General features: G+C 75.0%; 2 protein-coding genes. Both read right to left on the reverse strand.

Annotated elements, in window-relative coordinates; genetic code table 11:
- Positions 1-1613: type I polyketide synthase (locus ACIBBH_RS37455; RefSeq protein WP_399412590.1), on the reverse strand; the 1613-nt coding region annotated here is incomplete at its 3' end.
- Positions 1614-1664: 51 nt separating this feature from the next.
- The gene (locus ACIBBH_RS37460) at positions 1665-13325 is read right to left on the reverse strand and encodes an SDR family NAD(P)-dependent oxidoreductase (RefSeq protein WP_399412591.1); all 11661 of its coding nucleotides are present in this window, start codon (positions 13323-13325) and stop codon (positions 1665-1667) included.
- Positions 13326-13340: the final 15 nt, after the last annotated feature.

Here is a 13340-nt window from a genome sequence, read left to right on the forward strand (position 1 = left end):
ACGGCCTCCAGACCTGCCAGCAGCCCCTCCCGGTCACCGGCCACCACACCCGCCCGGCAGGCGAACGCCGAGCGCCGGGTCACCAGCGAGAAGCCCACATCGGCGAGGTCGACCTCGGGTTGCCGGGCGGCGAATTCACGCAGCCGTCCGGCCTGCGCGCGCACCGCGTCCTCGTTCACCCCGGAGACGATCCACGGCACGACCGGCAGCGCGGCCGGCTCCACGGTCTCCGCGGATTCCTCGGCCGGTGCCTCCTCCACGATGACGTGCGCGTTGGTCCCGCTGATCCCGAACGACGAGACACCGGCACGCCTGGTCCGCTCCCCCGCCCGCCACGGCCGGGCCTCGGTCAGCAGCTCCACCGCGCCCGCCGACCAGTCCACGTGCGAGGACGGCCGGTCGACGCCGAGTGTGCGCGGCAGTTTCTCGTGGCGGAGGGCGAGGACCATTTTCATGACGCCCGCCATACCGGCAGCGCCCTGGGTGTGGCCGAGGTTGGACTTGACCGACCCCAGCCACAGCGGGGCGTCCCGGTCCTGGCCGTAGGTGGCCAGCAGCGCCTGCGCCTCGATGGGGTCACCGAGCCGGGTACCGGTGCCGTGCGCCTCCACCGCGTCGACCTGCTGCGGGGTGAGCCGCGCGGCGGCCAGGGCCTGCCGGATCACCCGCTGCTGAGAGGGGCCGTTGGGGGCGGTCAGGCCGTTGCTGGCACCGTCCTGGTTGACCGCCGAGCCACGGACCACCGCCAGCACCCGGTGGCCGTTGCGGCGGGCCTCCGACAGCCGTTCCAGGACCAGGACACCGACGCCCTCGGAGAGTCCCGTGCCGTCGGCCGCGTCGGCGAAGGCCTTGCAGCGGCCGTCGCGGGAGAGGCCGTCGGCGCGGCTGAACTCCAGGAACGTGCCGGCGGAGCCCATGACGGTGACACCGCCGGCCAGGGCCAGGGCGCATTCCCCGCCCCGCAGCGCCTGGGCCGCGAGATGGACCGCCACCAGCGAGGAGGAACAGGCGGTGTCGATGGTGACGGAGGGGCCTTCGAGGCCGAGGGCGTAGGAGACACGGCCGGACAGGACGCTCGCGGCGACGCCGGTCATCATGTGGCCGGCGATCGACTCGGGCATACGGGCCAGGCCGCGCAGGTAGTCGTTGCTGCTGACCCCCGCGTAGACGGCGGTGCGGGTGCCGGCGAGGGTGTGCGGGTCGATACCGGCCCGCTCCAGGGCCTCCCAGGACGTCTCCAGCAGCAGTCGCTGCTGCGGGTCCATGGCGAGGGCCTCGCGGGGGCTGATGCCGAAGAACTCGGCGTCGAAACCGGCGGCGTCCTGGAGGAATCCGGCCCGCCGCCCGCAGTCGTCGTGGCCGTCGCTGGCGGCGAGCTGGTCCAGGGTCCAGCCGCGGTCGCGAGGGAAGGGGGCCATGCCGTCGCGGTCGGCGTCGAGCATGGCCCACAGGTCCTCGGGCGAGCCGACGCCGCCGGGGAAACGGCAGGCCATGCCGACGATAGCGATCGGCTCGTGTTCCCTCTCCTCCGCCTCACGCAGGCGCCGGCGGGTGTCGTGCAGGTCGGCTGCGACCCGCTTGAGCGTGTCGACCAGCTGTTTCTCGTCAGCCATTTCTTCCCTACTTCCCCTCTGATCCCCTCTGCGACGGCGGCGGGACCCGTGTCAGATGCCGAGTTCGTCCGTGATGAAGGCCAGGACCTCGTCGGACGATGCGTCCTGCAGCCGTGCGCCCACGTCGTCCGTGCCGTCGGTGGACGCGGTCCGCATGCTCTTGAAGCGGGCGAGCAGGTCCTCCAGCCTGGCCGTGACCACCCGGTGTGCCTCGTCGTCGAGCGACGCGTCCGGCAGGTGGCTCTCCAGCCGGCCGAGTTCGGTGAGGACGGCCTCGGCCGGGTCGGTCTGCTCGGGGGCCAGTTCGGCACGGAGCAGGCGGGCCAGGGCGAGCGGGGTCGGGTGGTCGAAGACGGCGGTGGCGGACAGCCGTATGCCGGTGGCGGCGGTGAGCCGGTTGCGGAACTCGACGGCGGTCAGCGAGTCGAAGCCGAGTTCCTTGAAGGAGCGGGTGGCGCCGACGGCCGAGGGGCCGGCGAAGCCGAGCACGGCCGCCGCGTAGGACTGGACGAGGTCGAGCAGAGCCGTCTCCCAGCCGTCGGCGGGCAGGGTGGCGAGGCGGGCGCGCAGTGCCTCGCCGGGGCCGCCCGCGCTCTGGGCCGCCGCGGTGGCGGTGGGGGCGGCGTGCGCGGTGGGCCGGGCCTGGGCGCGGACCAGGCCGCGGTACAGGTGCGGCACGGGTGCTCCGTCGGTCGCGCCGCGCAGCGAGGCCGTGTTGAGGCCGATCGGCACCAGCTGCGGGTGGTCGTGGCCATAGGCGCCGAGCGCGGCGTCCAGCAGCGCGAGGCCCTGCTCGGGGTCGAGCGGGCGGATGCCGGAGCGGGCGAGCCGACCGAGGTCGGCGGTGTCGAGGTGGCCGGTCATGCCGCTGGGCTGCGCCCACAGACCCCAGGCGAGCGAGATGGCGGGCAGGCCGCTCGCGCGCCGGTGGGCGGCGAGGCCGTCCAGGTAGGCGTTGGCGGCGGCGTAGTTGGCCTGTCCGGCGTTGCCGAGGACGCCCGCGGAGGAGGAGAACAGGACGAAGGCGTCCAGGTCGCGGCCGGCGGTCAGCTCGTGCAGGTGCTGGGCGGCGACGGCCTTGGGGGCGAGGACGGCTTCGAGTTTCTCCGGGGTGAGCCGGCCGAGGGTGGCGTCGTCGAGGACGCCGGCGGCGTGGACGACGGCGCGCGGGACGTGCCGGTCCAGGAGGGCGGCGAGCGCGTCGCGATCGGTGATGTCGCAGGCCTCGAGGGCCACGGACGTGCCCAGCGCGGCGAGTTCCTCGGCGAGTGCGGCGGTGCCGGGGGCGTCGGGGCCGCGGCGTCCGACGAGCACCAGGCTGCGCACGCCGTGCTCGGTGGCCAGGTGACGGGCGACGAGCGCGCCCAGACCTCCGGTGCCGCCGGTGATCAGAACGGGGCCGTCGGGCGACCAGGTGTGCGCGGTGCCCTGTGCGGCGGGTTCGGTGCGGGCCAGGCGCGGCACGCGGATCTCGCCGTCGCGCAGCGCGAACTCCGGTTCGCCGGTGGCGAGGGCCGCCGCGAGCAGGGCGCGGGAGGGCACCCCGGTGCCGATGTCGGCGAGCACGATCCGGTCGGGACTTTCGGTCTGCGCGGTGCGGACCAGGCCGTGTACGGCGGCCTGCGCGAGGTCGGCGATGTCCTCGCCGGGCGCGGTGGAGACGGCGCCGCGGGTGACGACGACCAGGCGCGCGGTGTCGGTGCGCGGGTCGGACAGCCACACCTGGAGGTCGCCGAGGGTCTGCATCACGGCGTCGTCGACGGTGCTCTGCCAGTGCACGGGGGCCAGGACGGTGCTGATGCCGCCGTCGAGTTCCTCGGTGCTGAAGATCTCCGGCAGGCCGGGGAAGAGCGGGTCGTCCCCGAACACCGCCCAGTCGTCCGGCACTTCGGTCGCCTCGGGGGTGGGCAGGGCGGTCCACTCGATGTGGAAGAGGGTGTCCCGGAACGGGTTGCCGCCCGCCCTCGACAGCTGGGCCAACGCGTCGGCGGGCAGTTGGCGCAGACCGAGTGCGCCGACGGTGGCGACGGGCGCGCCGGCGGTGTCGGCGACGGTGACGGACACCGCGCCCTCCCCGGCGGCGGCGATCCGCACGCGCAGGGCGGCGGCGCCGGCGCTGTGCAGGGTCACGCCGGACCAGCTGAACGGCAGCCAGGGGCCGCCGTCGCCGGCGTCCAGGAACCCGCCGAGCGCGATGGCGTGCAGGGCGGAGTCGAGCAGGGCCGGATGGAGGCCGAACTCGGCTGCCCGGGCCGCGGTTTCGAGGGGCAGGGCGACCTCGGCGTACAGGGCGTCGGCGGTGCGCCATGCGGAGCGCAGGCCGCGGAAGGCGGGCCCGTAGTCGAGGCCGAGGGCGCCGAGGTCGGCGTACAGCCGCGAGGTGTCGACGCTCTCGGCGCCGGCCGGCGGCCAGGCGGTCAGGTGCTCTCCGGTGACGGCCGGCTGCCGGGTGAGCAGGCCGGAGGCGTGCCGGGTCCAGGCGTCGTCCAGTGCCGCGTCGGCGGGCCGCGAGTACACGGTCACGGTACGGCCGTCCTCGCCGGTGCCCGCGACCACGACCCGGAGCTGGATCTCGGCGTCGTCGGACAGGACGAGCGGTGCCTCCAGGGTGAGGTCGGCCAGGTCCGGGTGGCCGGCCTCGTCGCCGGCGCGGACCGCCATCTCCAGCAGCGCGGTGCCGGGGACGACGACGGTGGAGCCGACGGCGTGGTCGGCGAGCCAGGGCTGCGCGGCGAGCGACAGGCGCCCGGTGAGGACCAGTCCGCCGTCGCCGGGCAGGGTGACGGCCGCGCCGAGCAGCGGGTGCCCGGCGTCTGTCAGGCCGACGGAGCCGGGGTCGGCGGGGGCCGCGGTGGTCGGCTCCAGCCAGTACCGCTCGCCCTGGAACGGGTAGGTCGGCAGCGGCACCCGGTCCGTGGCGCGGCCGGCGAACACGGCGTCCCAGTCGGGGCGCACGCCGTGCACGACGAGCCGGCCGAGGGAGGTCAGGACGCGGGCGGCGCCGCCGTCGTCGCGGCGCAGGGTGCCGGTGACGACGGCGGTGTCGGCGCCGGCGCCGGTGAGGGTGTCGGTGAGGCCGACGGTCAGCACGGGGTGCGGGGAGCACTCGACGAACACGGTGTGACCGCTGTCGGCGAGGGCACGCACGGCGGGTTCGAAGCGGACGGTGTGCCGCAGGTTGCGGTGCCAGTACGTGGCGTCCATCTCGTGCCCGTCGATGAGCCGGTCCTCCAGGGTGGAGTGCAGCGGGACGCGTCCGGCGCGGGGGCGTACGGGGGCGAGGATCTCCTCCAGTTCCTCCCGCAGGGACTCGACGTGGGCGGAGTGGGAGGCGTAGTCGACGGGGATGCGGCGGGCGCGGACGCCGTCGTTCTCGCAGGTCTCCAGCAGGGCGTCGAGGGCGTCCGGGTCGCCGGAGACGACGGTGGAGGCGGGCCCGTTGACGGCGGCGACCGAGATCTGGTCGGGCCAGCGCTCCAGCAGCTCCTCGACGCGGGCGGCGGGCAGCGGCACGGACACCATGCCGCCGGTGCCGGCGAGCCTGACCAGGGCGCGGCTGCGCAGGGTGACGACGCGGGCGGCGTCCTCGACGCTGAGCGCGCCGGCCACGCAGGCGGCGGCGATCTCGCCCTGGGAGTGTCCGACGACGGCGGACGGGACGACACCGAGGGACTCCCACAGCGCGGCCAGCGACACCATCACGGCCCACAGGGCGGGCTGGACGACGTCCACGCGCTCCAGTGAGGCGGCGCCGTCGGCTCCGCGCAGCACGTCGAGCAGCGACCAGTCGGTGTGGGCGTCGACGGCGGCGGCGCACTCCTCGATCCGCGCCCGGAACACCTCGGAGGTCTCCATGAGGTCGCGGGCCATGCCGGCCCACTGCGAGCCCTGCCCGGGGAAGACGAACACGGTCTTGCCGACGGGCCCGGCGAGCCCTTCCTCGACCCCGGCGGCGGGTGTGCCGTCGGCGAGGTCGGCGAGGCCCCGCAGCAGCTGGGTGCCGTCGTCGCCGACGAGGACGGCCCGGTACTCGAAGGGGGTGCGGGTGGTGGCCAGGGAGTGGCCGACGCGGGCGAGTTCGGCGGCGCCGAGGTCCCGCCCGGCCAGCTGCCCGCGCAGCCGGCGAGCCTGCTCGCGCAGCGCCTCGGGGGTGCGGGCGGTCAGCAGCCACGGCACGGGGCCGGCGGCCCGCTCGCGCTGCTCGGGTACGGCGGCGGGGGCGGGCGCCTCCTCGAGGATGACATGGGCGTTGGTGCCGCTGAAGCCGAACGCGGACACACCGGCCCGGCGCGATGTCCCCTCGCGGCGCGGCCAGGGCCGGGCCTCGGTGAGCAGGCGTACGGCACCGGCCTCCCAGTCGATGTGCGAGCTGGGCTCGTCGACGTGCAGGGTCGCGGGCAGTTCCTCGTGGCCGAGGGCCTCGACCATCTTGATGACCCCGGCGATGCCCGCGGCGGCCTGGGTGTGGCCCAGGTTGGACTTGACCGACCCGAGCCACAGGGGCGCGTCCGGGGAGCGGTCCTGCCCGTAGGTGGCGAGCAGGGCCTGCGCCTCGATGGGGTCGCCCAGTTTCGTGCCGGTGCCGTGCGCCTCGACGGCGTCGACGTCGGCGGGCGCGAGGCCGGCGGTGGCCAGGGCCTGCCGGATGACGCGCTGCTGGGAGGGGCCGTTGGGGGCGGTGAGACCGTTGCTGGCGCCGTCCTGGTTGAGGGCGCTGGCGCGGACGACGGCGAGGATGTCGTGCCCGTGGCGCCGCGCGTCGGACAGCCGCTCCACGAGGACCATGCCGACGCCCTCGGCCCAGCCGGTGCCGTCGGCGGACTCGGCGAAGGCCTTGCAGCGGCCGTCGGCGGCGAGCCCGCGCTGCCGGCTGAAGTCGACGAATGTGTCCGGGGTGGCCATCACCGTGACGCCGCCGGCCAGTGCGAGGTCGCACTCGCCGCGCTGCAGGGCCTGGACGGCCATGTGCAGGGCGACCAGGGACGAGGAGCAGGCGGTGTCGACGGTGACGGCGGGGCCTTCGAGTCCGAGGACGTAGGAGATGCGGCCGGAGGCCACGCCGCCGGAGGTGCCGGTGCCGAGGAAGCCCTCGACGCCGTCGGGCAGGTGGCTGTATCCGGCGCCGTTGCCGTAGTCGTGGTAGATCAGGCCGGCGAAGACGCCGGTGCTGCTGCCGCGCAGGGTGTGCGGGTCGATGCCGGCGCGCTCCAGGGCCTCCCAGGACGTCTCGAGGAGCAGTCGCTGCTGCGGGTCCATGGCGAGGGCCTCGCGGGGGCTGATGCCGAAGAACGCGGCGTCGAACAGCGGGGCTTCGGGCAGGAAGCCACCCTGGTCGGTGTAGCTGGTGCCGGGGCGTTCGCCGGTCGGGTCGACGACCGCCTCGATGTCCCAGCCGCGGTCGTCGGGCATGGCGCCCATGGCGTCTTCACGGGTGGTGAGCAGCCGCCACAGGTCCTCGGGTGAGCGGACCCCGCCGGGGAAGCGGCAGGCCATGGAGACGATGGCGATGGGCTCGTCCGTGCCGAGGGCCGGGCCGGTGGTCCGGGCCGCGGCGGGCAGCGAGCCGACGAGTTCCTCGCGCAGGTAGCCGGCCAGGGCTTCTGGTGCCGGGTAGTCGAAGACCAGCGTGGCCGGCAGGCGCAGCCCGCAGGCCGCGGCGAGCCGGTTGCGGAACTCGACCCCGGTGAGCGAGTCGAAGCCCAGGTCCTTGAAGGCCTGCGTGACGTCGACGGCCTCGGGCCCCGAGTGGCCGAGGACCGCCGCGGCGTGGGTGCGGACGACCCCCAGCAGCAACGCGTGCTGCTCGTCGGCGCCCAGCCCGGTGAGCCGCGCGGCCAGCTCCCCGCCTCCGGCGGCCTTCTCGGCTGCGCGGGCGGTGCGCCGTACCGGGGTGCGCACCAGGGCGTGCAGCAGCGCGGGCACCTCCTCGGGCGCCGCGGACGCGGGCAGGTCCAGGTGCATGGGCACGAGGGCGGCGTGCGGCAGGGCGAGCGCGGTGTCGTACAGGGCGAGACCCTCGTCGCCGGTGAGCGCGGCGGCGCCCGAGCGGGCCATACGGGCGCGCTCGGCCTCGTCCAGGCCTTCCGCCATGCCGCCGCCCTCGGCGGCCCACAGCCCCCAGCCGAGCGAGAGGCCCGGCAGGCCCTGGGCGCGCCGGTGGGCGGCGAGGGAGTCCAGGTAGGCGTTGGCGCCGGCGTAGTTGGCCTGCCCCGGGTTGCCGAAGGTGCCGGCGGCGGAGGAGAACAGCACGAACGCGGAGAGGTCGGAGAGCCGGGTCAGCTCGTGCAGATGCCGTGCGGCGTCCGCCTTCGGGGCGAGGACCTTGTCGAGCCGCTCGGGGGTGAGCGAGCCGAGGACACCGTCGTCGAGGACGCCGGCGACGTGCACGACCGCGGTCAGCGGGTGCGCTTCGGGTACGGCGGCAAGGGCGGCGGCGACGGCGTCCCGGTCGGCGGTGTCGCAGGCGACGAGGCCGACCTCCGCGCCCAACGCCCGTATCTCCTCGGCGAGTTCTTCGGCGCCGGGCGCCCGGGCGCCGCGCCGGCTGGCCAGCAGCAGCCGCCGTACGCCGTGCTCGGTGACCAGGTGCCGGGCGAGCAGCCCGCCGAGCGCGCCGGTCGCACCCGTGACGAGGACGGTGCCGTCCGGGTTGAGCGGCGCGGGCACGGTCAGCACGAGCTTGCCGGTGTGCCGGGCCTGCCCCATGACGCGCAGCGCCTCCGGGGCCTCGCGCACGTCCCACGCGGTGACCGGGAGCGGACGCAGCGCGCCGCTCTCGAAAAGGGCGAACAGTTCGCCGTACATCTCCTGGATCCGGTCGGGTCCGGCGTCCATGACGTCGAACGCCCGGTACACCACGCCCGGATGCGCGGCGGCGACCGCGTCGGCCTCGCGGATGTCGGTCTTGCCCATCTCGACGAACCGGCCGCCGCCCGGCAGCAGCCGCAGGGAGGCGTCCACGAACTCCCGTGCCAGGGAGTCGAGTACGACGTCCATGCCGCGCCCGCCGGTGGCCTCCAGGAAGTGCTGCTCGAACTCCAGCGTGCGGGAGTTGGCGATACGGTCCTCGTCGACGCCGAGGGCGCGCACGGCGGCCCACTTGGCGGGGCTGGCCGTGCCGTACACCTCGGCGCCCAGGTGCCGGGCGAGCTGGACGGCGGCGGTGCCGACACCGCCGGCGGCGGCGTGCACCAGGATGGACTCGCCGGCGGTGAGGCCGGCCAGGTCGACCAGGGCGTAGTAGGCGGTCAGGTAGACGACGGGCGCGGCGGCGGCCTCGGCGAACGTCCACGTGGACGGCATCGCGGAGACGAGCCGGTGGTCGACGACCGCGAGCGGCCCGAACGCCCCGGAGAACAGGCCCATCACCCGGTCCCCGACGGCGAACCGGTCCACGCCCGGACCGGTCTCCACCACGACACCGGCCGCTTCCAGGCCGAGCCGCCCGGCGTCGCCCGGGTACATGCCGAGGACGTTCATGACGTCGCGGAAGTTGACGCCCGCGGCGCGGATCGCGACCCGGATCTGCCCCTCGGCGAGCGGAGCGGCGGCCTCGGGGAAGTCCGTGACGTAGAGGCTGTCCAGGGTGCCGGTGGGGGTGAAGTCGAGCCGCCAGGGCGTGTCGCCCTCGGGCAGGCTCAGCTCGGCGCCGACGTCACGGACGAGCCGGGGCGCCAGCGTCTTCCCGGCTCGCAGGGCGAGTTGCGGCTCGTCGCCGCCGGTCAGGGCGGGCAGCAGGGCGTCGGCGGACTCGGCGGAGGTGTCGAGGTCGACCAGGACGATCCGCCCGGGGTGCTCGGACTGGGCGGACCGGGCGAGGCCCACCACGGCGGCGGCCGCCGGGTCGGGCACCCGGTCGCCGGCCGCGGCGGCCACGGCACCGGAGGTGACGAGCACGAGCCGGGCGCCGTCGGGCCGGGCGCCCTCCAGCCATTCCTGGATGATTTCCAGGGCGCGGTGGACGGCTTCGCGCGGTTCGAGACCGCCGGTGACGAAGGTGGCGAAGGTCAGCTGAGCGTCGTCGTCGCTCAGGGTGTGCCGTCCGCCGGCCTGCCCGATCACGTCGAGGAGTCCGAGCGGGTCCGGCCCGATGACGCGGCAGGTGACGGGCTCGGTGTTGGTGCCGGCCGGGGCGGCCTTCTGCCAGTCCAGCCGGAACAGCGAGTCGTGCGTCCGCGCTGCCGCGGGCGCGGTGGGCAGGGCGCGCAGGGCCAGGCAGCCGACGGTGGCGACGGGCGCCCCGGCCGGGTCCGCGAGGTCGATCCGGTACCCCGTGCCCTCGCCCGCGATGCGCACCCGCAGCGCGGAGGCACCGGCCGCGTGCAGCGCGAAGTCGGTCCACGAGAAGGGCAGTCGGGCGCCCTCGGTGTCGTCGTCGAGCAGGCCGATGGCGTGCAGGGAGGCGTCCAGGAGCGCCGGGTGGATGCCGTAGCCCTGGGTGTCGGTGCCCTCGGGCAGCGCGACCTCGGCGTAGACGGTGCCGTCGGCCGCACGCCAGGCGGCGGTCACACCCTGGAAGAGGGGGCCGTACTCCAGTCCGATGCCGGCCAGGTCGTCGTACAGGCCGGTGGTGTCGACCGGCTCGGCACCGGCCGGTGGCCAGGCGGTGAGGTCGGGGCCGGGCTGGACGGGCTCGGCGGCGAGGGCGCCCTCGGCGTGCAGGGTCCAGACGTCCTCGCCCTCCGGGCGGGAGTGGATGGTGACCGCGGGCTCGTCGCCCTCGCCGAGCCGGACGCCGACGCGCAGCGCGACACCGCCGCGCTCGTCGAGCAGGAGCGGGGCGTGCAGGGTCAGGTCGCGGACGGTGCCGCAGCCGACCTGGTCACCGGCGCGTACGGCGATCTCGACGAGCGCGGCGCCGGGCACGATGACGGCCCCGTTCACGGCGTGCTCGGCCAGCCACGGGTGCGTGGCCAGGGACAGCCGGCCGGTGAACAACACCCCTTCGGCGTCCGGCAGTTCCATGGCGCCGGCGAGAATCCGGTGCCCCGCCGCGGTCAGCCCGATCCCGGCCGCGTCCGTCGCGGCGTACGGGGCGGTCGTCGGCCAGTACCTCTCGTGCTGGAAGGCGTAGGTCGGCAGCTCGACGTGCCGTACGGCGGTGTCGGCGTAGAAGGCCTGCCAGTTCACCTCTCCCCCGGCACACTGCAGCCGGGCGAGAGCCTCGACGAGGGCCTGGGGCTCGCCGCGGTCGCGGCGCAGGGCCGGGATGGCACAGGGGTCGGCGACCATCGGGGTGAGGGCGGCGTCCGGCCCGATTTCGAGGAAGGCGCCGGTGCCCTGGGCGTCGAGGGTGGTGACGGCGTCGGCGAAGCGGACGGCCTCGCGGACGTGCCGGACCCAGTACGACGGCTGGGACAGCTCCTCGTAGGACACCGCCTCGCCGGTGAGCGTCGACACGATCGGCAACGTCGTTTCGGCATAGGTGAGTTGTGCGGTGGTCTGCTCGAACTCGGCGAGCATCGGCTCCATCAGCGGCGAGTGGAACGCGTGGCTGACGGTCAGCCTCTTCGTCTTCCGGCCGGCCGCCGAGAAGTGCGCGACGACCTCGTCCACGCCCGCCTCCGGGCCGGAGACGACGATCGCGGACGGCCCGTTCACGGCCGCGACACCGGTGCCCTCGGGCAGCACCGGCAGGACCTCCTCCTCGGTGGCCTGCACGGCGGCCATCGCACCCCCGGACGGGAGCCGCTGCATCAAACGGCCACGGGCAGCGACCAGCTTCGCCGCGTCTTCGAGCGACCACAACCCGGCCACATGCGCGGCGGCCAGCTCACCGATGGAATGCCCGGCCAGCACGTCCGGCCGCACACCCCACGCCTCCAGCAGCCGGAACAGCGCGACCTCCAGGGCGAAGAGTGCGGGCTGTGTGTAACCGGTCTCGTCCAGCCCCTCCCCGCCGAACATCACCTCCTTCAGCGGACGCTCCAGGTGCACGTCCAGCGCTGTGCACACCTCGTCCAGCGCGGCCGCGAACACCGGGAACGCCTCGTACAGCTCCCGGCCCATCCCGGGCCGCTGGCTGCCCTGACCCGTGAACAGGAACGCGGTCGCACCGCCCTTCGCGGCGGTCGTGTCCTCGCGGGTGAGTGCCTCGAGGCCGGCCAGCAGGCCGTCGCGGTCGGCGGCCACGGTGCCCGCGCGGTACGGCAGCGCCGAGCGGCCGGTGGCCAGGGCGCGGCCGATTTCCGCGGGGGCCAGCTCCGGGTGGGCGGTGGCGAAGTCGAGCAGGCGGGCGGCCTGGGCGCGGACGGCCTCGGCGGTCCTGCCGGAGACGATCCAGGGAACGACCGGCAGGGCGGCCGTCTCAGCGGCTCCCGTCGGCTCCTCGGCGGGTGCCTCCTCCACGATGACGTGGGCGTTGGTGCCGCTGATGCCGAAGGAGGAGACACCGGCGCGCCGGGTCCGCTCCCCCGCCTTCCAGGGCCGGGTCTCGGTCAGCAGCTCGACCGCGCCCGCCGACCAGTCCACGTGGGTAGAGGGGGTGTCGACGTGCAGGGTGCGCGGCAGTTCCTCGTTGCGCAGGGCGAGGACCATCTTGATGATCCCGGCCACGCCCGCGGCGGCCTGGGTGTGGCCCAGGTTGGACTTGACCGACCCGAGCCACAGCGGCGCGTCCGGGGAACGGTCCTGGCCGTAGGTGGCCAGCAGCGCCTGCGCCTCGATCGGGTCGCCGAGCCTGGTGCCCGTGCCGTGCGCCTCCACGGCGTCGACCTGCTGCGGGGTGAGCCGGGCGGCGGCCAGGGCCTGGCGGATGACGCGCTGCTGGGAGGGGCCGTTGGGGGCGGTGAGACCGTTGCTGGCGCCGTCCTGGTTGATGGCCGAGCCGCGGACGATCGCGAGCACGCGGTGGCCGTTGCGGCGGGCGTCGGAGAGCTTTTCGAGGACGAGCATGCCGACGCCCTCGCCCCAGCCGGTGCCGTCGGCGGCCTCGGCGAACGGCTTGCAGCGGCCGTCGGGGGCCAGCCCCCGCTGCCGGCTGAAGTCCACGAACGTGTCCGGTGTCGCCATGACGGTGACACCGCCGGCCAAGGCCAGTGTGCACTCGCCGCCGCGTAGCGCCTGCGCGGCCAGGTGGACGGCCACCAACGACGAGGAGCAGGCGGTGTCGACGGTGACGGCGGGGCCTTCGAGACCGAACGCGTACGAGACCCGGCCGGAGGCGATGCTGCCGCCGACGCCGAGGAATCCCTCCAGGTCGTCGGTGGCGCGCTCCAGAACCTCACTGTAGTCGTGGTACATGACGCCGGCGAAGACGCCGGTGGCGCTGCCGCGCACGGTGGCGGGGTCGATCCCGGCCCGCTCGAAGGCCTCCCAGGACGTCTCCAGCAGCAGCCGGTGCTGCGGGTCCATCGCCAGCGCCTCGCGCGGGCTGATGCCGAAGAAGGCGGGGTCGAACTCGGCGGCCTGGGTGAGGAACCCTCCCTCGACCGAGTAGGTACGGCCGACCGCGTCGGGGTCGGGGTCGTACAGGTTCTCCGTGTCCCAGCCGCGGTCCTCGGGGAACCGGCTGATGGCGTCACCGCCGGAGGCCAGCAACTTCCACAGGTCCTCGGGCGAGTCGACGCCTCCGGGGTAGCGGCAGGCCATGCCGACGATGGCGATCGGCTCGTGGGCGGAAGCGGTCAGGCGGCGGTTCTGCTCGCGCAGCCGCTCGGTCTCCTTCAGCGACGCCCGGAGAGCCTCGACGATCTTCTCGTTCTGTGCAGACACCTTCTGTCCAGACAC

Source organism: Streptomyces sp. NPDC051636 (assembly GCF_044453765.1).
Taxonomy (GTDB): Bacteria; Actinomycetota; Actinomycetes; order Streptomycetales; family Streptomycetaceae; genus Streptomyces.